General features: G+C 64.4%; 27 protein-coding genes. 14 read left to right on the top strand and 13 right to left on the bottom strand.

Translation table 11 applies throughout. The annotated features are described in order from the left end of the window. Window positions 1-60: 60 nt before the first annotated feature. Window positions 61-3,516, bottom strand: coding sequence for a chromosome segregation SMC family protein (locus GKC28_RS15765; RefSeq protein ID WP_174147976.1), 3,456 nt, complete (start codon window positions 3,514-3,516; stop codon window positions 61-63). 165 nt (window positions 3,517-3,681) lie between these two features. After that, a complete protein-coding gene (locus tag GKC28_RS15760) occupies window positions 3,682-4,890 on the bottom strand; it encodes a PLP-dependent aminotransferase family protein (protein WP_174147975.1) in 1,209 nt (402 codons plus the stop codon). Between the two features lie 175 nt (window positions 4,891-5,065). Between GKC28_RS15760 and GKC28_RS15755 the strand changes: the two genes are divergently transcribed. Continuing rightward, complete coding sequence (locus GKC28_RS15755) at window positions 5,066-5,836, top strand: FadR/GntR family transcriptional regulator (RefSeq protein ID WP_174147974.1); 771 nt, start codon at window positions 5,066-5,068, stop codon at window positions 5,834-5,836. Between the two features lie 12 nt (window positions 5,837-5,848). Beyond that, window positions 5,849-6,169 carry a hypothetical protein gene (locus GKC28_RS15750; RefSeq protein WP_174147973.1) on the top strand — a complete coding sequence of 107 codons (321 nt, stop codon included), beginning with the start codon at window positions 5,849-5,851 and terminating at the stop codon, window positions 6,167-6,169. Window positions 6,170-6,254: 85 nt separating this feature from the next. On the opposite strand, the gene GKC28_RS15745 is transcribed toward GKC28_RS15750, so the two are convergent. The 6 genes from GKC28_RS15745 to GKC28_RS15720 form a co-directional block, all read right to left on the bottom strand. Continuing rightward, complete coding sequence (locus GKC28_RS15745) at window positions 6,255-6,812, bottom strand: F0F1 ATP synthase subunit B (protein ID WP_174147972.1); 558 nt, start codon at window positions 6,810-6,812, stop codon at window positions 6,255-6,257. A 4-nt stretch (window positions 6,813-6,816) separates the two neighbouring features. Then, window positions 6,817-7,344, bottom strand: coding sequence for a F0F1 ATP synthase subunit B' (locus GKC28_RS15740; RefSeq protein WP_174147971.1), 528 nt, complete (start codon window positions 7,342-7,344; stop codon window positions 6,817-6,819). An 83-nt stretch (window positions 7,345-7,427) separates the two neighbouring features. After that, window positions 7,428-7,664, bottom strand: a complete 237-nt coding sequence (locus tag GKC28_RS15735) for a F0F1 ATP synthase subunit C (RefSeq protein WP_008553903.1) — start codon at window positions 7,662-7,664, stop codon at window positions 7,428-7,430. An 88-nt stretch (window positions 7,665-7,752) separates the two neighbouring features. Beyond that, entirely contained in the window at window positions 7,753-8,553 is an 801-nt protein-coding gene (locus tag GKC28_RS15730) for a F0F1 ATP synthase subunit A (protein WP_174147970.1), read from the bottom strand. 40 nt (window positions 8,554-8,593) lie between these two features. Next, complete coding sequence (locus GKC28_RS15725; RefSeq protein WP_174147969.1) at window positions 8,594-8,929, bottom strand: AtpZ/AtpI family protein; 336 nt, start codon at window positions 8,927-8,929, stop codon at window positions 8,594-8,596. A gap of 204 nt (window positions 8,930-9,133) precedes the next feature. Beyond that, window positions 9,134-10,030 carry a DMT family transporter gene (locus GKC28_RS15720; protein WP_174147968.1) on the bottom strand — a complete coding sequence of 299 codons (897 nt, stop codon included), beginning with the start codon at window positions 10,028-10,030 and terminating at the stop codon, window positions 9,134-9,136. An 86-nt stretch (window positions 10,031-10,116) separates the two neighbouring features. Here GKC28_RS15720 and GKC28_RS15715 point away from each other — a divergent pair, with 86 nt between their 5' ends. Continuing rightward, the gene (locus GKC28_RS15715) at window positions 10,117-10,461 is read left to right on the top strand and encodes a helix-turn-helix transcriptional regulator (RefSeq protein ID WP_174147967.1); all 345 of its coding nucleotides are present in this window, start codon (window positions 10,117-10,119) and stop codon (window positions 10,459-10,461) included. A gap of 10 nt (window positions 10,462-10,471) precedes the next feature. On the opposite strand, the gene GKC28_RS15710 is transcribed toward GKC28_RS15715, so the two are convergent. The 3 genes from GKC28_RS15710 to GKC28_RS15700 all read right to left on the bottom strand — a co-directional run bounded on the left by GKC28_RS15710 (window position 10,472) and on the right by GKC28_RS15700 (window position 12,746). Then, the gene (locus tag GKC28_RS15710; RefSeq protein WP_174147966.1) at window positions 10,472-10,882 is read right to left on the bottom strand and encodes a universal stress protein; all 411 of its coding nucleotides are present in this window, start codon (window positions 10,880-10,882) and stop codon (window positions 10,472-10,474) included. Between the two features lie 92 nt (window positions 10,883-10,974). Next, window positions 10,975-11,871 carry a DMT family transporter gene (locus tag GKC28_RS15705; RefSeq protein WP_368041131.1) on the bottom strand — a complete coding sequence of 299 codons (897 nt, stop codon included), beginning with the start codon at window positions 11,869-11,871 and terminating at the stop codon, window positions 10,975-10,977. After that, entirely contained in the window at window positions 11,868-12,746 is an 879-nt protein-coding gene (locus tag GKC28_RS15700) for a LysR family transcriptional regulator (protein ID WP_174147965.1), read from the bottom strand. Before GKC28_RS15700 ends, GKC28_RS15705 begins: the two co-directional genes overlap by 4 nt. Window positions 12,747-12,870: 124 nt before the next feature. Between GKC28_RS15700 and GKC28_RS15695 the strand changes: the two genes are divergently transcribed. Both GKC28_RS15695 and GKC28_RS15690 read left to right on the top strand, forming a co-directional pair. Next, entirely contained in the window at window positions 12,871-13,452 is a 582-nt protein-coding gene (locus tag GKC28_RS15695) for an FMN-dependent NADH-azoreductase (protein ID WP_174147964.1), read from the top strand. Window positions 13,453-13,577: 125 nt separating this feature from the next. Beyond that, on the top strand, window positions 13,578-14,330 hold the full coding sequence (locus tag GKC28_RS15690; RefSeq protein WP_174147963.1) for an aspartate/glutamate racemase family protein: 753 nt from the start codon (window positions 13,578-13,580) through the stop codon (window positions 14,328-14,330). On the opposite strand, the gene GKC28_RS15685 is transcribed toward GKC28_RS15690, so the two are convergent. Continuing rightward, the gene (locus GKC28_RS15685; RefSeq protein WP_174147962.1) at window positions 14,327-14,854 is read right to left on the bottom strand and encodes a prolyl-tRNA synthetase associated domain-containing protein; all 528 of its coding nucleotides are present in this window, start codon (window positions 14,852-14,854) and stop codon (window positions 14,327-14,329) included. The two genes, GKC28_RS15690 and GKC28_RS15685, sit on opposite strands and share 4 nt — an antisense overlap. A 108-nt stretch (window positions 14,855-14,962) precedes the next feature. After that, the gene (locus GKC28_RS15680; protein ID WP_174147961.1) at window positions 14,963-16,870 is read right to left on the bottom strand and encodes an elongation factor G; all 1,908 of its coding nucleotides are present in this window, start codon (window positions 16,868-16,870) and stop codon (window positions 14,963-14,965) included. A 276-nt stretch (window positions 16,871-17,146) separates the two neighbouring features. On the opposite strand from GKC28_RS15680, the gene GKC28_RS15675 reads away from it, so the two are divergent. From GKC28_RS15675 to bluB, 9 genes are all read left to right on the top strand, one after another. Next, window positions 17,147-17,662, top strand: a complete 516-nt coding sequence (locus GKC28_RS15675) for a hypothetical protein (protein WP_174147960.1) — start codon at window positions 17,147-17,149, stop codon at window positions 17,660-17,662. A gap of 143 nt (window positions 17,663-17,805) precedes the next feature. Then, window positions 17,806-18,306, top strand: a complete 501-nt coding sequence (locus GKC28_RS15670) for a hypothetical protein (RefSeq protein ID WP_174147959.1) — start codon at window positions 17,806-17,808, stop codon at window positions 18,304-18,306. A gap of 210 nt (window positions 18,307-18,516) precedes the next feature. Next, window positions 18,517-20,037 carry a signal recognition particle protein gene (gene ffh / locus GKC28_RS15665; protein WP_174147958.1) on the top strand — a complete coding sequence of 507 codons (1,521 nt, stop codon included), beginning with the start codon at window positions 18,517-18,519 and terminating at the stop codon, window positions 20,035-20,037. A gap of 3 nt (window positions 20,038-20,040) precedes the next feature. Further along, window positions 20,041-20,592 (top strand): GNAT family N-acetyltransferase, encoded by a 552-nt coding sequence (locus tag GKC28_RS15660; protein ID WP_174147957.1) that lies wholly within the window; start codon window positions 20,041-20,043, stop codon window positions 20,590-20,592. A gap of 146 nt (window positions 20,593-20,738) precedes the next feature. Further along, complete coding sequence (locus tag GKC28_RS15655; RefSeq protein WP_254604265.1) at window positions 20,739-21,305, top strand: GNAT family N-acetyltransferase; 567 nt, start codon at window positions 20,739-20,741, stop codon at window positions 21,303-21,305. Window positions 21,306-21,366: 61 nt separating this feature from the next. Then, window positions 21,367-21,969 (top strand): GNAT family N-acetyltransferase, encoded by a 603-nt coding sequence (locus tag GKC28_RS15650; RefSeq protein ID WP_174147956.1) that lies wholly within the window; start codon window positions 21,367-21,369, stop codon window positions 21,967-21,969. A gap of 114 nt (window positions 21,970-22,083) precedes the next feature. Beyond that, entirely contained in the window at window positions 22,084-22,392 is a 309-nt protein-coding gene (locus GKC28_RS15645; RefSeq protein WP_174147955.1) for a chorismate mutase, read from the top strand. A gap of 60 nt (window positions 22,393-22,452) precedes the next feature. After that, on the top strand, window positions 22,453-22,812 hold the full coding sequence (rpsP, locus tag GKC28_RS15640; RefSeq protein ID WP_174147954.1) for a 30S ribosomal protein S16: 360 nt from the start codon (window positions 22,453-22,455) through the stop codon (window positions 22,810-22,812). Window positions 22,813-22,816: 4 nt separating this feature from the next. Continuing rightward, window positions 22,817-23,455, top strand: a complete 639-nt coding sequence (bluB, locus tag GKC28_RS15635; RefSeq protein ID WP_174147953.1) for a 5,6-dimethylbenzimidazole synthase — start codon at window positions 22,817-22,819, stop codon at window positions 23,453-23,455. The last annotated feature ends 145 nt before the right edge of the window (window positions 23,456-23,600 follow it).

Here is a 23,600-nt window from a genome sequence, read left to right as displayed (position 1 = left end):
ACTCCACAAAACTTTGTCTTTGCAAACAGCCTCCGGCACAGATCCCCGCCGAGCCGGAACTCAAGCCACCATCGCCTCTGCTTTCTTGAGGTCAACCGAAACCAGTTGGCTGACGCCCTTTTCCTGCATAGTGACGCCAAAAAGCCGGTCCATCCGCGCCATCGTCACCGCGTGGTGGGTGATGATCAGGAAGCGCGTGTCGGTCTGGCGGCACATCTCATCGAGCAGATCGCAGAATCGGGTGACGTTGGCGTCATCCAGCGGCGCGTCGACCTCGTCCAGCACACAGATCGGCGCCGGGTTCGACAGGAACACCGCAAAGATCAGCGCCATCGCGGTCAGCGTCTGCTCGCCGCCCGACAGCAGCGACAGGGTCGACAGCTTTTTGCCCGGCGGCTGGCACATGATCTCAAGCCCCGCATCCAGCGGGTCGTCGCTCTCGACCATCACCAGATTGGCCTCGCCGCCGCCGAACAGATGGGTGAACAGCATGGCAAAGCTGCTGTTGACCTGCTCAAACGCGGTCAGCAGCCGCTCGCGGCCCTCGCGGTTGAGGCTGGCAATACCGTCGCGCAGGGTCTTCACCGCGCCTTCCAGGTCCAGTTTCTCGGCGACCAGCGTGTCATGCTCGTTCTGCACCCCGCGGGCGTCTTCCTCGGCCCGCAGGTTGACCGCACCCAGTGCATCGCGCTGGCGCTTGTAGCGGTCCACATCGTGCTCCAGATCGTCCGAGGCGGGCATCTCATCCGGCGACACGCCCAGCTTCTCCAGCAGCGCCTGCGGGGTGATCTGCTGCGCCTCGATGATGCGGCCTGCGGCCTGGGTGACGGCTTCCTTGGCCGCATCGCTGCGCGCCTCGGACCGCGCCCGCGCTTCGCGTGCTTCCGACGCCAGCCGCTCGCATTCGCGTTCCTTGTGGACAGCCTCGCGCAGTTCAGCCTCAGCCGCGATCAGCGCCTCAGTGGCTGCTGATTTCCGCGCTTCAGCCTCCGAGATCGCCTCGTTCAGCTCTTCGCGTTTCTCGGCGATTTCCGCCGGAACCGCATTGGCCTCTTCCAGCTCCTCCTGCGAGGCCTCGCGGCGCTCGGCCAGTTCCTCGATCCGCGCCTCGGCGCTTTCCAGACGGTGGCGCCAGCCGGACAGCTCCTTGGTCACCTCCTGCGCGCGCTTGGTGCGAGCCTCGCCCTCACGGCGCAGTTCATCATGGCTGGAGCGGTGGGTCAGCATGGTGATCCGCGCCGCCTCCACCGACTGCTTGATGTCCTCGACCGCGCTGCGGGCCTGGTCCAAATCGCCAAGTTCCCCCAGCGCCTTTTCGGCTTCTTTCAGCTGCAGGCTGGCGTTCAGCGCGTCTTCCTCGTGTCGCGACACCGCAATGCCCAGTGTTTCCAGCTTGCCCTCCGCCAGGTTGCGGTCGGCCTCGGCCCGGCTGAGGGCGCGGGCCGCATCCGCCACCCGCTGATCCGCCACCCGCCGCGCCTGGCGGGCGTTCTGGTCGGCCAGCGTCACTTCTTCCAGCTTGCGCAACAGCATCTCATGAGCGGCGCGGGCGCCGTCGGCTGTGGCACTGACGCGCTCCATCTCCTGCTTCAGCGCTTCCAGCTTGTTGAGCTGCTCCAGCCTTAGCGCCGCAGCACTTGGCGCATCCTCGGCCCAGGCGCGGTAGCCGTCCCAGCGCCACAGATCGCCCTCGACCGTGACCAGCCGCTGACCCGGCAACAGCTGCGCCTGCAGGCCGGCTGCCGCATCGCCGTCCACCAGGCCGATCTGCGCCACCCGGCGCGACAGCGCATCAGGGCCGGAGACAAACAATGCCAACGGCTCAACACCTTCCGGCAGCGCCGCATCGTGATCATAACCTGGCAGGGCAACCCAGCCGGTCGGCCCGTCCGCTTCCGCCAAGGGCGCGCGCAGATCATCCGCCAGCGCCGCACCCAGCGCCTTTTCATAACCCGGCGAAACGGTCAGCTCGTCCAGAACCTGGCCGCCCTCGGCAGTGTCGCGTTCCACCAGCTTTGCCAGCGCGGTCACCTCGGCGCGCAGCGCCCCCAGCTCACCCTCGGCCTCGGAGCGCTGCGAGCGCGCTTCGGCCTCGCGGCTCTGGGTTTCGGTGCGCGCCTCGTCAGCTGCCGCCAGCGCCTCCTCCGCCATTTCAGAAGCTTCGCGGGCCTCCTCCTCGGCAGCCACCGCTGCCTCGAACTTCTCTGCCGCCAGCTCCAGCGCCTCCTGCGCCTCGCCCTGTGCGGCGCGGGCTTTCTCCGCTTCACCCTCGGAGCGGCCAAGCGCACGCTGGCAATCCTCGACCGCGCGCCGCGCCGACTGGTGGCGGGCCGCCAGACGGGCCACATCCTCGGTCACCTGCGCCAGGTGATCCTCGCGCGCCTGCAGGATCGACCCCGCATCGCGCGCCAGTTCCGCGGCCTCGGCCAGCTTGCCGTCATGGCCGTCCCCGGCCTTGGACAGCTCGCGCTGCTCCCATTCCAGCCGCTCGATGGTTTCGCCCGCGTCCTTGTTCAGGCCGGTCTCGCGCTCGATATCGTTGCCCAGCTGCACGATCCGGCTGCTGAGCCGCTCGATAGTCTGACGCGCCTGCGCCTCCTGGTCGCCCAGCGAATCGCGCTGCACCACCAGCCGCTGCAGGATGGCGGCCGCGATGGCCTCTTCCTCGCGCAGCGGCGGCAGTTTTTCCTCAAACGTGCCGCGCTGCGCGGCAGCTGCACGCACCAGCGCCTCCGCCTTGGCGGCCTGCTCGACCCGCACCCGCAGCTCATCCTCGGAGGTCAGCCGCGCCTCATCCGCCTCGCGCCAGCGGCGGTAGAGCAGCATGCCCTCAGCCAGCCGCAGCTTCTCGCCGATCTCGCGGTAGCGCTGCGCCTGCCGCGCCTGTTTGGCCAGCTGCGCCAGCTGGGCGGCCAGCTGCTCGATCACGTCATCGACCCTCAGCAGGTTGGCCTCGGTGTTCTTAAGCTTCAGCTCGGCCTCGTGGCGGCGCTGATAGAGACCGGAGATCCCCGCAGCCTCTTCCAGAATGCGGCGCCGTGCCTTGGGCTTGGCGTTGATCAGCTCGGCGATCTGGCCCTGCCGCACCAGCGCCGGCGAATGCGCACCGGTGGAGGCATCGGCAAACAGCATCTGCACATCACGCGCCCGCACGTCCTTGCCGTTGGATTTATAAGCGCTGCCCACATCGCGGGTGATGCGGCGCACGATCTCCAGCCCGTCCGCATCATTGAACCCCGAGGGCGCCAGCCGCTCGGAGTTGTCGATGTTGAGGCTCACCTCGGCAAAGTTGCGCGCGGGCCGCGATGAGGTGCCGGCAAAAATCACATCCTCCATGCCGCCGCCGCGCATCGCCTTGGCGCGGGTTTCCCCCATCACCCAGCGCAATGCCTCCAGAAGATTGGATTTGCCGCAACCGTTTGGACCCACAACCCCTGTCAGCCCATCGGCAATGACCAGTTCGGTGGGATCAACAAAGCTTTTGAAGCCGTTCAGCCTGAGCTTGGAAAACCGCAAAGCTGCCCCTTCGTGATTCCGTATCGAGAAAGTTCAGCGGTTCCTACCCGTTGAGTCAACGCTCCGCACCCCCAAATCGGGGCGAATTCTGCTCAAACCACACCATATCTTGTGGATAACCCGCAAGATCCGGCGGTGTTTTGCCCAGTTTGCGGCGGCCAGGCCTCAGACGGACCGCAACAGCCGCCCCAGCCGGGCAATCCCCTCCCCGATGGCGGTGTGGTTGGAATTGGAGAAGCTCAGCCGGATCGTGTTGCCCCCGCTGCCATCGGCAAAAAATGCCTGGCCGGGAACAAAGGCCACCCGCTCCGTCTCCAGCGAGCGCGCCAGCATCTGCGCCCCGTCCATTTCTTCCGGCAGGGTCACCCAGACGAACATACCGCCCTCGGGCCGGGTCCAGTCCACGCCCTCCGGCATGTGTTCTTCCAGGGCCGACAGCATCACGTCCCGGCGGCGCTGATAGACCGCGCGCAGCTGCTCCACGTGATCATCGAAACAGGCTTCTGCAACGCCATGCACAGCCATCTGGTTGATCGACGAGGTATGCAGGTCGGCCGCCTGTTTCAGCAGCACCATCTGCGCAATCACCGGCTTGGCCGCCACCGCCCAGCCGATCCGCACACCCGGCGCCAGTGTCTTGCTGAAGGTGCCGCAATAGATCGTCCGGCAGTCCTCGATCATGCCCTTCTGCTCAATCTCCAGCGCCAGCACCGGCGGCACCGGCTCCCCGTCGTAGCGCAGCGACTGATAGGCCGCGTCCTCGATGACCGCACAGTCCAGTGTGTCCGCGATGTCCAACAGCCGCAGCCGCCCGGCGCGGTCCAGCGTCTCACCGGTTGGATTGGCGAAGTCCGGCGAGAGATAGGCGAATTTCACCGCACTGCCTGCCTCTGCCGCGCCTTCGGCATAGCTTTCCGCGGTGCGGTTCCCGTTCAGCGACAGCCGGTCATAGCGCGGCTCATAAGCGTTGAAGGCCGCCAGCGCACCCAGGTACGTCGGCCAGCCGACCAGTGCGGTATCGCCCGGCGACAGGAACAGCTTGCCCAGGTAATCCAGCGCCTGCTGGGAGCCGGAGGTGATCAGCACGTTCTCGGCCTCGCAGACAATGCCGATCTTCGCCATCTCCGCCACGATCCACTGGCGCAGCGGCAGATAGCCCTCGCTCACTGAATACTGCAGCGCCTGCGCCTGCCGCTCCGGTCTCAGCGCCGCCTTGTAGGCCTCTGCAAACTCATCGGCCGGGAACAGAGCCGGATCCGGAATTCCGCCGGCAAAGGAGATGATATCCGGCTGGTCCAGCAGTTTCAGCAGCTCGCGGATTTCCGACGCCTTCATCCGGCTGTTGCGGGTAGCAAAGATCTGGTCCAACTGCATCGCGGCGCTCCTGGCTTATTGGCTCGTCTGGCTTGTGATCTAGGGTCACGGTAGGCGGGCGCAAATTAATGTCAATAATACTGACCTATTGTTACAACCTTCGTGATGCCGCCAGCCCTTGCGGCTGAACCTCCCGCGTGGTCATATAAATTGACCAATCCGCCAGAGCGACGAAATGCCCTTCCAGAAAGTCCAGCCCGAAAAACTCTCCGCCTCCGTCGTCAAGCAGATCGAGCAGCTGATCCTGCGCGGCATCCTGTCGCCGGGCGAACGGCTGCCTGCCGAACGGGAACTGGCGGAGCGGCTCGGTGTTTCCCGCCCCTCCTTGCGCGACGCCATTGGCGAACTGCAGGCCCGCGGGCTGCTGGCCTCCAAGGCCGGCTCCGGCGTCTTTGTGGCCGATGTCCTGGGTTCCGCCTTCTCCCCCGCCTTGATCCAGCTGTTCGCCACCCATGACGAAGCGGTGTTCGACTACCTCTCCTTCCGCCGCGACATGGAGGGGCTGGCGGCAGAACGCGCCGCCCGGTTCGGGTCGGACTATGACCTGCAAGTGATCCAGGCGATCTTCGACAAGATGGAGGCAGCCGGCAATCCCGCCGTGTCCGAGGAAGCGGCCAAGCTCGACGCCCAGTTCCACTCCGCCATCATGGACGCCAGCCACAACGTGATCATGCTGCACATGATGCGCTCGATGTTCGACCTGTTGCGCGAGGGTGTGTTCTACAACCGCCGCATCATGTTCCAGCAGCACACCACCTATGAGGCGCTCCTGGAACAGCACCGCGCCATCAACGCCGCCCTGCAGGCCCGCGACCCGCAAAGAGCCCGCACCGCGGTCGAGGCGCATCTGGACTATGTGAAACAGGCCCTCACCGACCACCAGCGCGCCGAGCGCAACGCCGAAGTTGCAAAGCAGCGGCTGCAGCATGAGACCGGTAAGGGGTAAAGGAGTTATGCCTTGGCAGTCGAAAAAGAGACGTACATTTGGGCAGTAAAATGCCTAAACGGGGAAATCTCGCCCGAGATGAGAATGGTTGCGCTTCAATGGAAAGGCTCAAATGTAAAGTTCAGGTACTACCTGGACCGGGAACCAACAGACTTTATCCGCGAAAGAGCAGAGATCGTCGCAGTGAACTTTGATTCCGGACTCAGCCACCCGCTTGATACCCTTGATATCGAATTCATTTTTTCGGGAGCGCCCCTTGGAAAACTTGATTGTCTAGATGCGGTCCTTTTCCGGCGGTGGGAAAACGAAGCCGGCACCACCTCACCGGACTAATAGCCAAGTTGGCTTTTCTCTCAGCACAGCAAAAAACCCGGCCACTCGGACCGGGTTCTTTTAACTCGTCAGCGTCCGCCAGAGCTTAGTGCAGCTTGGCGTCCACATCCGCGATGGCGGCGTCGATCAGCTTATTGGCCTCGGTCGCGGTCATCTGCTTGGAGATCACCTGATCCGCAGCGGCAACAGCGATGGAGATCGCCTGGTCGCGCACTTCCTTCACAGCCGAAGCTTCTGCCGAAGCGATCTGTTCCTCGGCTGCCGCCAGACGGCGGGCGATGGAGGTTTGCAGATCGGCCTTGGCCTGCTCAGCTGCGCGGGCAGCTTCGTCACGGGCGGCAGCCACGATCTGATCGGCCTGGGCCTGAACTTCCTGCTGCTTGCGCTCATAAGACGCCAGAACGGTCTGGGCCTCTTCACGCAGGGCGCGGGCTTCGTCCAGTTCCTTCTGGATGCCTTCGGCGCGGTTGTCGAGCTGGCCAGCCAGCAGCGACGGCACCTTGGCAAACAGCAGGATGCCGATGAACAGGATGAACGCCAGCGCAACAACCAGGTTGGTGTTGGACAGGTCCATGCCGCCGCCGGCCGCAAACGCTGGCGAAGCTGCGCCAAAGGTCAGGGCAAGAGCGAGAATATTGCGCATGTCCTTATCCTTTCGTCCGCTCGGCAACTGCCGTGGCAATTGCGTCTTTGTCTGCCGAACCGCCCAGAGCAGAAACCAGCGCTTCTGCGGTATCGGTGGCCACGGCCTTCACGCTTTCCAGCGCGCCAGCCTTGATTTCGGCGATAGCCTTTTCGGATTCGGCGGCCTTGGCAGCGATCTGCTCGTCTGCTTTGGCAATGGCCTCATCCAGCCCGGCCTGAATTTCTGCGCGGGTCTCGGCAGCGATGCGCTGCGCTTCCGCACGGGCATCCGCCAGAGCTTTGTTATATGCGTTTTCGGCCTCGACAGCCTTGGCTTTCAGGTCTTCAGCCGCGGCGAGGTCGTTGGTGATGGTCCCCTGACGCTCGGCCAGCACCGCAGCGATACGGGGCAGCGCGACGCGCGACAGAATGAGGTAGATCACGACCAGGGCGACCACGAGCCAGAAGATCTGGTTCCCGAAGGTCGAGAAGTCCAGCTGCGGCATTGCGGACCCGCCGCCGTGTGCTGCCTCTTGCGTATTTGATGCCATGTCGTCCTCCCAGGAACTTGCCGTTACACCGGGCAGCGCAGGATCTGCACTGCCCGGCCGTAAGGAAATAGGTTCCTAAGGTCTTAGACGGCGAACATCAGCAGCAGAGCGACCAGGAACGAGAAGATGCCCAGTGCTTCTGCAAACGCGATGCCGATGAACAGGGTTGCGGTCTGGCCGGCTGCTGCCGACGGGTTACGCAGAGCGCCTGCCAGGAAGTTGCCAGCCACGTGGCCCACACCGATTGCGGCTGCGCCGGAACCGATTGCTGCCAGGCCTGCGCCAACGAACTGACCGAGTTGTGCGATATCGCCTTCCATGATTTCTCTCCTTACGATGGAATGTGGTGATTTCTAGGGTGGGCGGGGCCGCTCAGGGCGCCGCCCGGTAAGCTTTCAGATCCTGGCCTTAGTGGCTCGGGTGCAGTGCATCCTTCAGGTACACGCAGGTCAGGATGGTGAAGACGTAGGCCTGGATGAAGGCCACCAGAACTTCGAGTGCGTAAACTGCGGTGATGGCAAAGATCGGCAGGAAGCTGAACATGCCCAGTGCTGCGGCAAAGCCTGCGAACACTTTCAGAACCGCGTGGCCCGCCATCACGTTACCGGCAAGACGGATGGAGTGGCTGACGGGGCGCACGAAGTAGGAAATCAGTTCGATGATGGCCAGGACCGGGCGGAGCGCCAGCGGCGCGCTCGACACCCAGAACAGGCCCAGGAAGCCAACACCGTTCTTGACGAAGCCAACCACGGTCACGGTCACAAACACCAGCGCCGCCAGAACCGCGGTCACCGCGATGTGCGAGGTGGTGGTGAAGGAGCCCGGGATCAGGCCCAGAAAGTTGGCCATCACGATGAACATGAACAGGGTCATGATGTAGGGGAAGAACTTGACGCCGTCCTTGCCGGCCACATCCTCAACCATCTTGTAGATGAAACCATAAGCCAGTTCCGCAACCGACTGGGCGCGGCCCGGCACGATAGCGCGGCGCGAAGAGCCCAGAACCAGCAGCGCGAACACGGCAGCAACGGCCAGTGCCATCCACAGGGTGACGTTGGTCGGGGTGTACCAGGAGATATGATCGCCGAACAGCGCGCTCACCTGGAACTGATCCATCGGGTGGATCGCCAGCTTCGCTTCCGCCGGAGCGAAAATCAGACCCGACACGACCACCAGTGCCAGAGCTGCGTAAAAGAAAATTTTGCCCATCGGTCCGCTTCTCCTGTCGCCGGTCGCCGATCCCGTCGGATCAGTCCCGGTCTTGCGCATTTTTGTCGGCCTCATCGGCCAGTTTCTGTTCCTGGATCTCCTGCGCGGTGCGAAGCATCGTCTTCACCCCAGCCGCCAGGCCCAGCATTATGAACAGCACCATGAAGATGGGCAGGGTTCCAAACAGGTGGTCCAGCCCGTATCCGATGCCAAAGCCGATCGCGAGACCGGCCACCAATTCGATCACCATCCGCCAGGCCTGATTGGCCAGGGAATAATGCTCATCCGCGCGCGGCTTGGGCTCCTGGGCCTTACGCGCCGCCGCCAATTTCTCCTCCAGCTGCGCCATGCGCTGCTTTTGGTCGTCATCGGTCACGGGCGCCATCCTCACGCGAATTTCTATCCAGGGTGCTAAGGCCACGGGGCTTAGGAGTCAATTACAAGGATTGAAGATTCAGATTGCGCCTAACATGTTGTTTTATAACGAACTCACCCCAGTCTGCGCGCACCGCGCCGCTCTGCCGCGGCCGCAGTTAGCGCCAAACCTGTCCGGAATCCATATTCAACCGAAAGGTTGATTTTAGCGGACAGGCCGCTTTGCCAGCCGCCAGGGCACGATCCGCCCGTCGATCAGCAACAGCCCCAGCAGGATCGCCGCCATGCCCCACAGATGCTCCGCCAGCAGCGTCTCGCCCAGAATGTACGTTCCCAGAAACAGGGCCGAGACCGGCGCGATCAGTGTCGGCATGGTAATGTTGGTCGGCCCCACCTTGGGCAGCACCCAGTAGAAGGCAATGAAGGCCGCCGAAGTTAGCACAAAGCCGATCACCAGCAGCGACGCCCAGGTCTCTGCCCTGGTGATCACCGGCAGCCCTTCGCTCCACAGCGCCAGCGGCGCGATTGCCGCGGTTGACCCAGTCAGCGCAATCGCCACCAGCACCACCGGCTCCATGTCCCGGAAGCTGCGGGCTATATTGACCGAGAAGGCATAACACAGCGGCGCGCACAGGGTGATCAGCACCGCCCAGACCTCCGACGGTTGACCGCCCTGCAGCAATGGCAGCGACAACAGCACAATGCCCAGGAACCCGCAGATCACCCCCAGCGATTTCAGCACCGTCGCCCGCTCGCCGCCGGGCCAGAAATGCGAGACCACCACCGCCAGCGCCGGCGTGGTCGCGTTGACGATGCCCGCCACGCCGCTGGCTATATGCTGCTGTCCCAGCGCATAAAAGGCAAAGGGGCCGGCATAGCTGAGCGCGCCGAACCCGAACAGAGCCAGCCAGCGCCCAGCGCCTGCAGGCACCTTCTTCCGCGCCGCCAGAACATAGATCCAGCAGCCCAGCGCGCCGAACCCGACCCGCCCCATGGAAACCGACAGCGGCCCCAGCTCGCGCAGCAGGATGGCATTGAACATGAACGACATGCCCCAGCCGATGCCGAGGATGAAAATCACCAGCCAGTACTTCAATGCCATGCCATCAATCTCCGCGCCTGAAAGGCGCTACCATGACGGCTCGGGACAGATTGTCAAATCCCCGGGCTGTGGATAGGAGTGGAGGCATGAGCGACACCCTAGACACCGTCTTTGCGGCCTTGGCCGACCCGACCCGCCGGGCGATCCTGACCATGCTGCTCGAGGACGACATGGCCGTGACCGACGTGGCAGAGCCGTTCGAGATGTCGCTGGCGGCCATATCCAAGCACCTGACCATCCTGACCCGTGCGGGCCTCATCGCGCAGGAAAAGCGCGGCCGGGTCAAATGGTGCAAGCTGCAGCCCGACGCGATGCGGGCAGCCTCTGTCTGGATGCAGGGCTTCGGCCAGTTCGAGCCGGTGAACCTGGATGCTTTCGAACGTTTCCTGGAGGCGGAGCACCTGTCAGAGGATACCCCGTCCGAACCCTAAGGACCGAACCCTAGCGGACGACGAACACCGAAATTTCGGAATGCAGCACCAGGTGGCTGGCGTGGGATGAAAACACATAGTCCAGGATACCGGGCATATGCGTCGCGATCACGATCAGGTCCACCTCCAGCTCCTTCGCGGTCCGTGCCAGGATGGAGTCGATCTCTGATCCGACGTCCACGGAATGGATCGGCAGCGCTTGAACCCTTGCGCCGCTGCTCTCTGCCATCTCGCTGGCAAGTGCTGCCAGCTCCTCGCCGGACGGCCCCAGGGTATGCGCGCCTTCGACCTGCTGATCCGTCACGTGCACCAGCGTCACCCGCGAATCGTGGTTCTTGGCAAAATCCGCCGCCACATTCAGGGCCTTCTTGACCGCCGGGGGCATGTGCAGGTCGACGGGCACCATGATATGCTTGAACATCTTTCCCTCCTTCTCCTGACGCGTCCCTCGGAACCAGTATAGCGGAAAAGATGGGTTTCCGGTTGATTTGCCGCAAGTGCGCGGGGCGGTACTCAGGCGCGCACCGGCTTGGCGTCGCCTTCCAGCAGCATCACCAGCGCGGCCACCGACATCACCACCCCGACCAGCACCATGCCCGGCGGCGCGCCGCGGCCCAGCGCGATCTCCCACAGGATCACCCAGCTGGGGGTCAGGTAGGTATAAGCCATCACCTTGGCCGAGGGCAGCCGCAGGGTGGCGTATTGCAGCAGCACAAAGGTGGCAGAGCTGGCAAAGACCGCGAGGTAGACCAGACCGATCCAGACAATGCCCGGCAGCCGCATCCAATCGGTGGCCAGTATATCCTGCCAGCCGAACGCCGCCAGCAGCGCGCCGCCCGCCAGCAGCATCCCGAAGGTGAACACCACCGCAGGCTCCCCGCGGTTCAGCTTGCGCACCATCGGCGTGTAAATGGCATGCAGCAGGCAGCCCCAGAAATAGATGATCTCCCCCTGGCCGATCTGGAACGCCGCCAGCGCCTGCAGGTCGCCGCGCACGATCACCCAGACCGCGCCCGCCGCACCGATTGACAGCGCCAGCGCCATCCAGCGGGTGGTCACCTGCCGCAGCAGCAGCCAGCCAAAGGCCGCGCTCATCACCGGTACCAGCGTGAACACCGCCGCGGCACTGACCGGCGCCGCAGTCTGCAGCCCGTAGAACATCAGCACGAAATAGCCGCCGAACAGCCCGCCCAGCAGCGCGAACCGCCAGGGCGCCTGAAAATGCACCCGCTGCATCCCGGTGGTTGCCAGCGCCGCGACGCCGATCACCACCGCGGCGATGCCGAACCGCGCCGCGTTCAGCGCCGCTGGCGCAATCTCATTTGCCACCATCACGCCCAGCGAGAACGATCCCGCCACCAGTGCCGAAAACAGCAGCATCGCCAGATGCCCGCGCAGTGCCTCGTTCACAGCTGCCAGTCCTTTGCCTGTTCCTTCAGGAATTTCAGGAAGGTCTGCACCTTGGTTGTGCGGTGCAGATCCACATGGGTCACCAGCCACAGGGTGCCCGACCATTCCTCGTCCGGCGCCATCATCTCCACCAGATCCGGCTGCTGCCGCGCTTCCCAGGCCGCCATGAAGCCGATGCCCGCGCCGCTGCGCACCGCATGCTGCATCGTGAACCCGTTGGAGCAGCGGAAGGAGATCGCCTCGGCCGGCGCATTGGCCCGCAGCCAGCGCGAAAACGGCGCACGGCTGTTTTCATCGTCATTGCCGATGAAACGGTGGTTGGCCATGTCCTCCACCCCCTTCAGCACGCCGTATTTCCCCACGTACTCCTTGGACGCATACAGCCCGATCTGCTGCTTCATGAAGGGCTGCACCACATTGTCCGGCTGGTCCGGCGCATTGCCTGCACGGATTGCCACATGGGCCTCACCGTACTCCAGCCGGAACAGCCGGTCGCCGGTCAGGTAACGGATGATCAGCCCCGGGTGCACGTCCTGAAACTCCTTCAGCGCCGGCACCATCATCGGCGCAAAAGACGCCAGCGAGGTCACCACCAGCTCGCCCGAGACATCGTCGCCCTGCCCCTTCAGGCGGCCGACCAGCTGGCTGAACTGATCATCGGTCGCCTGCGCCACCCTGAGAAGATCCTGGCCGGCCTCTGTCGGCGTGTAGCCGCGGGCGTGACGCTGGAACAGCTTCACGCCCAGCCGCGCCTCGATGGCGTCAATATGGCGGATCACCGTGGCATGGTGCACGCCCAGCACCTCTGCAGCACCGCTGACCGTGCCCATCCGGGCCACCTGATAGGCGGTGCGCACCTCATCCCAATTGTCCATGGCTGCCTCCTTGCCAATCCGCGCGACATGCGCACATGCGCACAATTGGTGTTACTTTTGCAGCGTTGCGTTCACAAATGCAATAACCCAAATTCCTGTCAGCAACAAGCACAGGAACATCAAAATGACCCGCACCGTTCTGCACATCGACTCCTCCGCCCGCACCGAAGGCTCGGTGACCCGGGACCTCTCCGCACAGATCGTCAGCCGCCTTGGCGCCGGCAATGTGGTCCGCCGCGACCTGGCCGCGCCGCTGCCGCTGCTGGACGGCGCCTGGATCGGCGCCAACTTCACCCCGGCGGACCAGCGCAGCGACGAGCAGAAACAGCTGCTCGCCCTCTCCGACTCGCTGATTGCGGAGCTGAAGCAGGCCGACACCATCGTGATCGGCGCGCCGATCTACAACTTCTCGGTGCCCTCCACGCTGAAGGCCTGGATCGACCTGGTGGCCCGCGTCGGCGTCACTTTCCGCTACACGGAATCCGGCCCCATCGGCCTGCTGGAAGGCAAACGCGCCATCGTCGCGGTGGCCTCCGGCGGCACCCAGGCGGGGTCCGACATCGACTTTGCCACCACCTACCTGCGCCACGTGCTGGGCTTCATCGGCATCACCGAGGTTGAGATTGTGGCCGCAGACGCCATGTCGATCGACGCCGAGGGTGCCCTGGCCAAGGCCCAGACCCAGATCCAAGCGCTGGCGGCCTGATCCCCCTGCACCGCCCCGCGCTCCTGCCGCCAGCCCTGCCCGGGCTGGCGGTCTTTTACGTTTGGCAGCGCGGCCGGGCCTGTGCCACTCTGGCCGCACCCGCATTTCAAAGCACAGGCATTCCCATGAAGAAGATCGGCATTCTCGGCGGTGTCGGCTGGGCCTCCACCCTCGATTACTACCGCGCCATCTGCGAAGGCGCCGGACGGTTCTTTGCGGACCGCGGCGCCAGCTCGCCGCTGCCGGTGCCGCCGATCACCATCGAATCCGTGGTGCAGGCGCAGACCCGCGCCTTGCGCGGCCGCCCGGGGGATGAGGCCAGCTGGGCCGCTTTTGATGCCGTCTTCCGCGAGGCGATGCTGACGCTGGAGCGCGCCGGCTGCGATTTCGCCCTGATCGCCTCCAACACCCCGCACGCGCGGCTGCATGCGATACAGGAGGGCGTGATGATGCCGGTCCTCAGCATCTTCGACGCCACCGCCAGGGCCACCGCCGCAACCGGCGCCGCCCAGGCGCTGGTGCTGGGCACGGCGGTCACCATGCAGGCCCGCAACTATGCCAATGTGCTGGCTGAACACGGTGTCAACGCCAACGATCCCCTGCCGGAGGCTGAGATCGCCGAAATGCAGGCCATGATCGACGAGGATTTCTACGGCGGCGCGTCCAGTGGCGCGCAAGCCCGCCTGCTTCACTTCTGCACGAAACACGCCAAACCCGGCACCGCCGTCCTGCTGGCCTGCACCGAGCTGCCGCTGGCCTTCCCCGGCCATATCGACGACGTCAGCTTCGAGGCCGGCGGTTTCCTGTTCGTGAACCCCTCCGCCGCCCATGTGGCCGCCGCGCTGGATCTGGCGCTGGCGGAGGAAAAGGCGGGTTAGACCCAGTTCACCTCGACGCCAGTCTTCTCGAAGAACGCCATCACATCATCTCGCTTCATCGCCACGGTGCGGTCATTGACCAGCGGATGCATATAGATCACGTCCGCCTCCTGCGCCTGCGCGTCCATAAAGAAGGTCACGCCCTTCTCCGCGCCGGTGATCATCGCCAGCGGGCTGACCGCGCCGGGCCGGATGCCCAGGTTCTCCAGCAGCCGGTCCGCCGAGCCGAACGACAGGTTGCCTGCGCCGATCTCCGCACCCAGTCCTTTCAGGTCGATCTCCCGGTCCTGCTGCAGCGTCACCAGATAATTCCGCTTCTTCTTGTCCCGCAGGTACAGGTTCTTCAGCCGCAGCGCGTTTTCGCCCGGCACCATGAACTGCGCCTCGACGCCCTTGGCGTCCTCCACAGTTCGCAGCGGCACATGGGTGTGCAGCCGGTAGGCAATCCCCCAATCGTCCAGCTGCTTCAGCAGCGCATCCGAGGAGACGGGCAGGCTGTCCTGATAGGCCGATGACGCATCCATGATCTTACTCCGCAAGCCAGTGTCGAGTTGCTGCGCAGATCGCAGAAAACGGCTGCGGGGCGCAAGAGCTGTTCCGCCCCCTGCGCCCCGATTTGCGCCAGCTCGCCTTTACGCCTCGGCGAAATCCGCTCTTCGCGCCTCCTCGTAGTGGTCGAAATCGGTGCTGAACCATCCGGTGCCGCGGGTGGCGCTGGCCAGGGTGCTGCACAGATCGTCCTGCGCCGACATCGGCAAGAGCGTCTCGAACACGTCCCAGCCCGCGGCGCCCTCTTCCGCCTCAAAGCCCAGGATCTGTCCCTTCATGCCGCTCACCACCGGCACCAGCCCGCCGGTGAACACCGACGGCACATGGATATGCACCCGCATGATCGGCTGCAGCAGGGTCAGCCCGGCCTCGCCCAGCGCCTCCTTGACCGCGTTCTTGCCCGCGGTGCGGAACGCATAGTCGGAACTGTCGACCGAATGGTGCTTGCCGTCCTTCAGCGTCACGCAAACATCCACCACCGGATGCCCGTTCGGCCCCTGCGCCAGCGCTTCGCGCGCGCCCGCCTCGACCGAGGGGATATAGTTCTTGGGCACCGCGCCGCCCTTCACCGTTTCTTCGAACACGAACCCGCTGCCGCGCGGCAAGGGTTTCACCTCTATAACCACATCGGCAAACTGCCCGGCCCCGCCGGACTGCTTGCGGTGGCGGTGATGCACCTGCACCGGTTTCTTGATGGTCTCGCGCAGCGCCGGCGGCACCGGCGCCTCCTCCACCTCGACGCCGAATTCATCCTTCAGCGCCTGCTTGATCCGGCGCATGTGCAGCGGCCCCTGCAGGTTCAGCAACACATGGCCGCTGGCCTCGTCCTGCCCCACCACCAGCGCCGGGTCGATTTCCGCCAGCCGCTCCAGAGCGCCCGACAGCCGGGCGTCGTCCTTCTCATGCACCGGAGTGATCACCCGACGGAAGGTCGAGGGCCGCGGCTGCGCCCAGTCCGGCAGCGGCGCCGCGCCATCGCGGCCATAGGCAAAGCCGAGGTTCAGATGGTCCGACTTCACCGCTTGCCCCATGTCCCCGGGCGTCAGGCTGGTGTTTGCGGCCGATCCGACACCGGTCAGCGACCCCAGGGCCGCGCCCCCGACCGGGGTGCCATTGCCAACACTGCCGTCCAGCGCCCGCACCAGCACTGTCTTGCCCAGATGCTTCACCAGATCCGCCATGCAGCCGACCGCGACCACCTTGCCGCTCTGCGACAGCCGCTCCAGCGCAGCGCCCACATCCGGCGCCTCGTGGCGCAGTGATTTCATCAGCCGCATGATCCCGTTCTTGTGCTCCGCGGACCCCAGCAGCGCCGGAATCAGGTCGTTGTGCTGCAATACCTTGGTGGCCACCTCATAGGCCTCCTCCGCCATCACTTTCTGATCCTCGATCAGCTCCTCCAGCAGCGTGTCGTCAAAATCCGCCAGCGCCTCCAAAAGCTCGGTGCGGGCCTCCTGCTCACGCGCGTACATCGCCACCGGCAGCTCGATCAGCGCCGAGGGCTTGCCCTCCTGATACTGCCAGGCGCGTTCGGAAATCAGATCCACAGCACCCACAACCTGGCCATCCTCGCGGATCGGCACCTGCCGCAGGATGATGTTGTGGCTGCAATAGGCCTGAAGCGCGGCAACGATCTCCGCCACCCGGTCCGCCGCCTGGTCCATGCGGTTGACAAAAATAAAGGCGGGGATGCCCGCCTCCTCCAGCTTGCGCAGATACGGCGCGCTCAGCACCGCAGCGCCGGCGTCAGCCGGAACGCAGAGGACAGCAGCGTCACTGGCGGCCAAGGCCGGCCCCGCCTGCGCCAGATTGTCGGCCCCGCCCGCGATGTCGATCGCAGCCCAGTCCTCGCCCATAAATGAAAAAGGCTGCAAAGCGGCGACGCCTGCAACCTCCTGCCTCTTGCCCGCGGCACTGTCCAGATTGGCCAGCGCCGAGGCCAGAGTTGATTTGCCGGACTGCGACGGTCCCAGAATAGTGAAAACGCGCATGTTCTCAGATCCTCCCTTAGCTGATGCGGCTGCCCGCCAAGGTGCGCGGACCTTGCGGTTCGCGTGAATTGCCTGTGCTAAAGATCTGCCTCGCGGCTCATTCGAGCCGGCCCGTCCGGTGAGTGATTTACGTTGGGCCACCGTGTGATGTTGGCCAAGCGCCCCCCTTCGAGTCAAGCACGCAGAGGACGTATAAGCGCCGGCTTGCGCGCATATCTGATGCAAAGCCCGCCAAATTCCCCTGAAGGGCCGCATTCCCCAAGGTAAGCTGCCCGCATGAAAATCACCCGCAACACGCCTGAACAGCTGATCCTCGCAGATACGCCCTGGCTGATCGGCATCATGCTCGTCTTTTTCATCCTGACCTTTGCAGCCACAGGCCTCGGCATGCTCAGCCAGGGCGGCGACCTGATCTGGCCCGGCCTCCTTTGCACCCTGGCAGGCGGCGGCATGGGCACGCTGGCCTTCTGCCTTTTCGTGCGCCGGGTGCAGGTGATCCTCGACCGCCCCGGTGGCAGCATCGTGATCCGGCGCCAGTCGGTGTTCGGCTACAGCCAGGTAGAGCACCGCCTCGCCGATCTCTCCCACGCCGAGGTGGAAAGCACCACCAGCCGCAGCGAGGACGGCCCCCGCACGCTCTACCGCCCCGTGCTGGTGCTGGACGGCGGCATGAGCGTTGGCCGCCACCCGGTGGTGGAGGCCTACACCAGCGGCCGCGGCCCCCAGCGGCTGAGTGAAGCGATCAACGCATGGTTACCTGCTAGCGAACAAGAGCAGGAATACTGTCAGTAACAGCCAGGCATCTGCGCAATCCCGTTCCTCCCAAGTATTTCAATTTGAAACTCCCGCGGTTGTCGGAACTACTGATCCCAGACCGCATTGCCTCCGAAATCTCCTGAGCGACTCCCCCTCCGCCAAGCAAGGCACACCCACAGATGCAGATCACCCGTGAAACACCAGATCAATTGATTTTGGAGTATCAAGACTGGCTGGCGCCAGTTGTGACGAGCATAGTTGCACTGGTCCCAGCCTATTACTGTCTGAGGTGGGTTTGGCACGGAGATATCTCCATTGCTGCGATACTGGCAGCGGGAACGGTTGTTTTGCTCGGACTGGCAGTATTGAGCCTGGATCGAAGCCAGCTGATATTCGACCGGCAAAATAATCAAATGACCCATCGCAGAAAGACAGCTTTCCAATTCGATGAACTGAAGGTCCCATTGGCAGCGGTAGAAACCTACACCCTCGACATTGCCGCATCGGAAACGGGCAAACCGGAATACCAGCCGACTCTTCTGATCAAATCGGATGAAGGCTACTTCTTCCGCCCGCTGATCTCTCGCCCCGGCACTTCCTCTGCACATATTGAAACAGCAAACCGCGTCAATGACTGGCTGGAAGCCGCAAAGGTTGACTCCGGCCCCCAATCCGCGTAACGCCTGCCCAAACATCCGGAAGCAGTGAGTCTTCCGGTCCCTGCCCGTGCCAGGGATCGCCCCCCACCAGCGTGTTACGCCCGTGGGGGCAAACTCGTTTGGTTTGCCCCCACGAGTGACACCAGGACCGGCGGGCATTTGCGCATGGTTCGCTTGTCCCCTACATACGGGGGCGCCACACGTTGAAACCGGCATTAGGAGGCCGCAGGCATGTTTGAAAATCTATCCGAACGCCTTTCCGGCGTCTTTGACCGGCTGACCAAACAAGGCGCCCTGAACGAAGAAGACGTCAAATCCGCCCTGCGCGAAGTCCGCGTGGCGCTGCTGGAAGCCGACGTCTCGCTGCCGGTTGCCCGCGACTTCATCAAGAAAGTGCAGGACCAGGCCACCGGCCAGGCGGTCACCAAATCGGTGACCCCGGGCCAGCAGGTCGTGAAGATCGTGCATGACGCGCTGGTCGACGTGCTGCGCGGCGACGAGGATCCCGGCAAGCTCAAGGTCGACAACCCGCCTGCCCCGGTGCTGATGGTCGGCCTGCAGGGCTCCGGTAAGACCACCACCACCGGCAAGCTGGCGAAACGGCTGAAGGAAAAAGAAGGCAAGAAGGTCCTGATGGCCTCGCTCGACGTCTACCGCCCGGCGGCGATGGACCAGCTGGCCGTCCTCGGCACCCAGATCGGCGTCGACACCCTGCCCATCGTGCCGGGCCAGAAACCCGTCGACATCGCCAAGCGCGCCAAGCAGCAGGCAACGCTCGGCGGCTACGACGTCTACATGCTCGACACCGCCGGCCGCCTGCACATCGACGAGACCCTGATGCAGGAGGTCGAGGACGTCCGCAACGTGGTCTCCCCGCGCGAGACCCTGCTGGTGGTCGATGGCCTGACCGGCCAGGTTGCCGTCGAGGTGGCCGAGGAATTCGACGCCAAGATCGGCATCTCCGGCGTTGTGCTCACCCGGATGGACGGCGATGGCCGCGGCGGCGCGGCGCTTTCGATGCGCGCCGTCACCGGCAAGCCGATCCGCTTTGTCGGTCTGGGCGAGAAGATGGACGCGCTCGAAACCTTCGAGGCGGACCGGATCGCCGGCCGCATCCTGGGCATGGGCGACATCGTGGCGCTGGTCGAAAAGGCCCAGGAAACCATCGAGGCCGAACAGGCCGAGAAGATGATGAAGCGCATGATGAAGGGTCAGTTCAACATGAACGACCTGAAGATGCAGCTTGAACAGATGCTCCAGATGGGCGGCATGGAGGGCATGATGCAGATGATGCCCGGCATGGGCAAAATGGCCAAGCAGGTGCAGGACGCCGGCATGGACGACAAGGTGCTGAAGCGCCAGATCGCCATGATCCAGTCGATGACCAAGAAGGAACGCGCCAACCCCGCCCTCTTGCAGGCGTCGCGCAAGAAACGCATCGCGGCCGGCTCCGGCATGGAGGTCTCCGACCTCAACAAGCTTCTGAAGATGCACCGGCAGATGGCCGATGTGATGAAGAAGATGGGCAAGATGGGCAAAGGCAAGATGCTGAAGCAGGCCATGAAGGGCATGTTCGGCAAGGGCGGCATGCCGGATATGGGCGGCATGGACCCCAGCCAAATGGACCCCAAGGCGCTGGAAGCCGCGGCAAAGGCCATGGGCGGCAAAGGCGGCCTGCCCGGCGGCCTCCCCGGTCTTGGCGGCGGCATGGGCCTGCCCGCGGGCCTCAGCGGATTTGGCAAGAAGAAGTAAGCCATGCAGCTCCCCGCCATCCCTCAGCTTGAAACCGAACGCCTGGTCCTGCGTGGACCGGAGGCGGCGGACTTTGGGCCGGTGGCAGCGTTCTTCGCGGATGAAGCACGCTCCTGGGGATTTGGCGGGCCGCTCGACCGCAACGAGGCCTGGCGCTGGTTCACCATGTCGGTGGGCCACTGGGCGATGCGCGGCTTCGGCTTCTGGACCATCACCTGCAAGGAGACCGGCGAGGCGCTTGGCATCACCGGCATCTGGCAGCCCGAAGGCTGGCCGGAACCGGAACTGGGCTGGGTCGCGTTTCCGGCGGGCGAAGGCCGCGGCGTCATGGCCGAGGCCGCGCTGGCGGCCCGCACCCACGCCTATGATGTGATGGGCCTGCCCGCACTGTGCTCCAACATCTTCCCGGGCAACACCCGCTCGGTGGCGCTGGCCGAACGGCTGGGCGCGGTGTTTGAAGCTGAATTCGACAACCCCAAGCACGGGCGTGAGCTGGTCTACCGCCACCCTGCCCCGGCTGCGCCCTGCGACGGCGGGATGGAGGCTTACGCATGACCTCCCGTCAGTTCGCCGCTCCCCTGGGCACCGCCGCCTGCGCCGCACCCGGTTTAACGGAAAATTACGCAGTCTCATCGATACTCCTTCACCGGATGGGTGAAAAAGACACCGGGCGGCCTGCTGCCCGGGCAATGGGGTATGACATGAAAGACGCGCAACGGCGGTATCCGAGGCTGGTTTCCAAGCGGCTGATGCTGATTTCTCCGGCGGATCCGGAGTTTGACGCCCAGGCCGCTTTCCTGGCACCGGACTCCCCGCGTTTCATCAATGTTGCGGATGATGCCGATTCGCTTTGGTGGTCAATTGCCACCATCATTGGCCACTGGCATCTGCACGGCTACGGCCTGTTTGCCGTGGTGGAACGCAGCACCGGCAGCACCGTCGGCCTGGTCGGCCCCTGGTTCCCCAAGGGATGGCCGGAACCGGAACTGTCCTGGCACCTGATGGAAACCGGCGAGGGCAAGGGCTATGCCAGCGAAGCCGTGCAATGCGTGCTGGACTGGCTGTTCAACGCGGCCGGCTGGGACACCATCGTCTCCTATGTGCCGGAAGAAAACACCGCATCCATCGCGCTGGCCCGCCGCGCCGGCGCCAAGCCGGAACGGCTGGTCTCCTTCCCGCTGCAGCCGGCACCCGGCCTGCGCTGCTGGCGCCATCTGCCGCAGGGCCGCGGCACCGGCCCGCAACACGCACAGGGGCTTTTGCACTGATGCGCCCCGCTGCTTTCATATCCCGGCGCCGCCGCGCCCTTCCGCAGGAAGGAGCGCGCTGATGCCGTTTGACATTTCGGTGATCGAAACCCGCCGCCTGGAGCTGCGCGGCCCCGAAGCGCAGGATTATCCCGACTTCAAGGCCACCTTCAGCTCCTACCGCTCGCGTTTCATGGGCGGACCGCTGAACACCTACGAGGCCTGGATGCTCTATGCCGCCGAGATTGGCCACTGGCAGGTGCGCGGCTTCGGCATGTGGATGATCCACGACAAGGCAAGCGGCGAGACCTACGGCATGGCCGGCGGCTGGCAGCCTGCGGGCTGGCCCGAGCGCGAGATCGCCTGGATCATCTGGCCCGGCGCGGCCGGCAAGGGCTATGCGCTGGAGGCAGCACATGCCGCCCGCCGCCACTTTTATTCGGAACTGGGCTGGGAGACGGCGGTCAGCTATATCGACCCGAAGAATCTCGACTCGATCCGGCTCGCGGAACGGCTCGGCGCCACCAAGGACCATGGTGCCGCCACCATCGACGGCAACGACGCCGTCTACCGCCACCCCGCGCCGGACGCCCTGAAGGACAGCCAGATTGCGCATGGCATCGACATGGAAATCAGCCATTACGCCGATCCGCTCTTCAAACCGGAGGGCTGGGCCATTGACTGATATGCGCGCGATTTCCCGGATGCTGCACTGCGGCGGTGCACAGGTGGCGCACAGCCGGTGCACGCCTGGCACCCCCTTGACGACACCCCGGCCTGCTGCATTGCGGAGAACCCGATGACAACAGATATCCAAGATCCCGTTGCCCGCGCAGCCGCGCTGCTGATGGGCCACCGCGAAAGCATCGACCGCCTGGATGCGATCCTCGTCTATACCCTGGGCGAGCGGTTCAAGCACACCCAGGCGGTGGGCCGGCTCAAGGCCGAACACGACCTTCCCCCGTCCGATCCCACCCGCGAAGCGGCGCAGATCGCACGGCTCGAAGACCTGGCGCAGCAGGCCGATCTGGACCCTGAATTCGCCAAGGCATTTTTGAACTTCATCATCGATGAAGTCATCCGCCACCACAAGAAACACCAAGAATAACAACGACAACAGGAACAACCGGGGCATACCCCGGACAACGCCATCAAAGGAGATGTACCCATGGCAATGAAAATCCGTTTGGCCCGCGGCGGCTCCAAAAAACGCCCCTTCTACCGCATCGTGGCTGCTGACAGCCGCATGCCGCGCGACGGCCGCTTCATCGAGAAGCTGGGCACCTATAACCCGCTGCTGCCGAAAGACTCGGAAGACCGCGTGAAAATGGACCTGGAGCGCGTGCAGCACTGGCTGGACCACGGCGCGCAGCCGACCGACCGTATCGCCCGCATGCTGGAAGCCGCAGGCGTCCGTGCCAAGACCGAGCGCAACAACCCGAAAAAAGGCACCCCGGGCAAGAAAGCCCAGGAGCGCGCCGAAGAGAAAGCTGCTGAAGCTGCCGAAGCAGCTGCAGACGCGGAATAATTCCGTGGAGCTGCGGGGCGCTTTTCCCGAGGAGTTCCGCAGCCAGCTTGATCTGCTGATGCGGCTCCGGCGCGACGTGCGCCGGTTCCGCAGCGATCCGGTGGAGGAGGCAGTGCTGATGCGCTGCCTCTCTGCCATTCCGCTCGCCCCGTCCGTGGGCCTGAGCGAACCCTGGCGCATCCTGCGGGTGGAAAGCGAAACCGCCCGCGCCGCTGCGCTGAAGAATTTCGAAGCCGCCAATGCCCAAGCGCTGACCGGATATTCCGGTGAGAAGGCTGCGCGTTATGCGGAGCTGAAACTGTCCGGCATGCGCGAAGCCCCGGTACAGCTGGCGGTCTACTGCGACGACGAGACCCTCCAGGGCCACGGGCTGGGCGCCGCGACCATGCCGGAGATGCGCCGCTATTCGGTGGTCACGGCCATCACCCTGTTCTGGCTGGCGCTGCGCGCCGAAGGCCTGGGGCTCGGCTGGGTTTCGGTACTGGACCCGGAGCAGCTGAACCGCGACCTGAATGCACCCGAGGGCTGGCAGCTGATCGGCTATTTCTGCATCGGCTACCCGGAACGGCTGTCGGACACCCCGGAACTGGAAGAAACCGGCTGGGAAAGCCGGATGGCGGATCTGCCGCTCGAAACCCGCTGAGACCGTCATGGGACGGTTGATAAGGCTTGTGTTTTTTGTTGCAGTGGCCTTTACCGCGGGCATCTTCTTTGAACGCAACCACCAAGTGGAACTCTGCGAACAATCCGGCGGCCAATGGCTGCGCGCAGGGTTCTGTGCAAAGGAC

The organism is Leisingera sp. ANG59 (assembly GCF_013317235.1).
In the GTDB taxonomy this organism is placed as follows: Bacteria; Pseudomonadota; Alphaproteobacteria; order Rhodobacterales; family Rhodobacteraceae; genus Leisingera.
The sequence above is the reverse complement of the archived record's forward strand: the minus strand, read 5'-3'. Positions and strand labels throughout refer to the sequence as shown.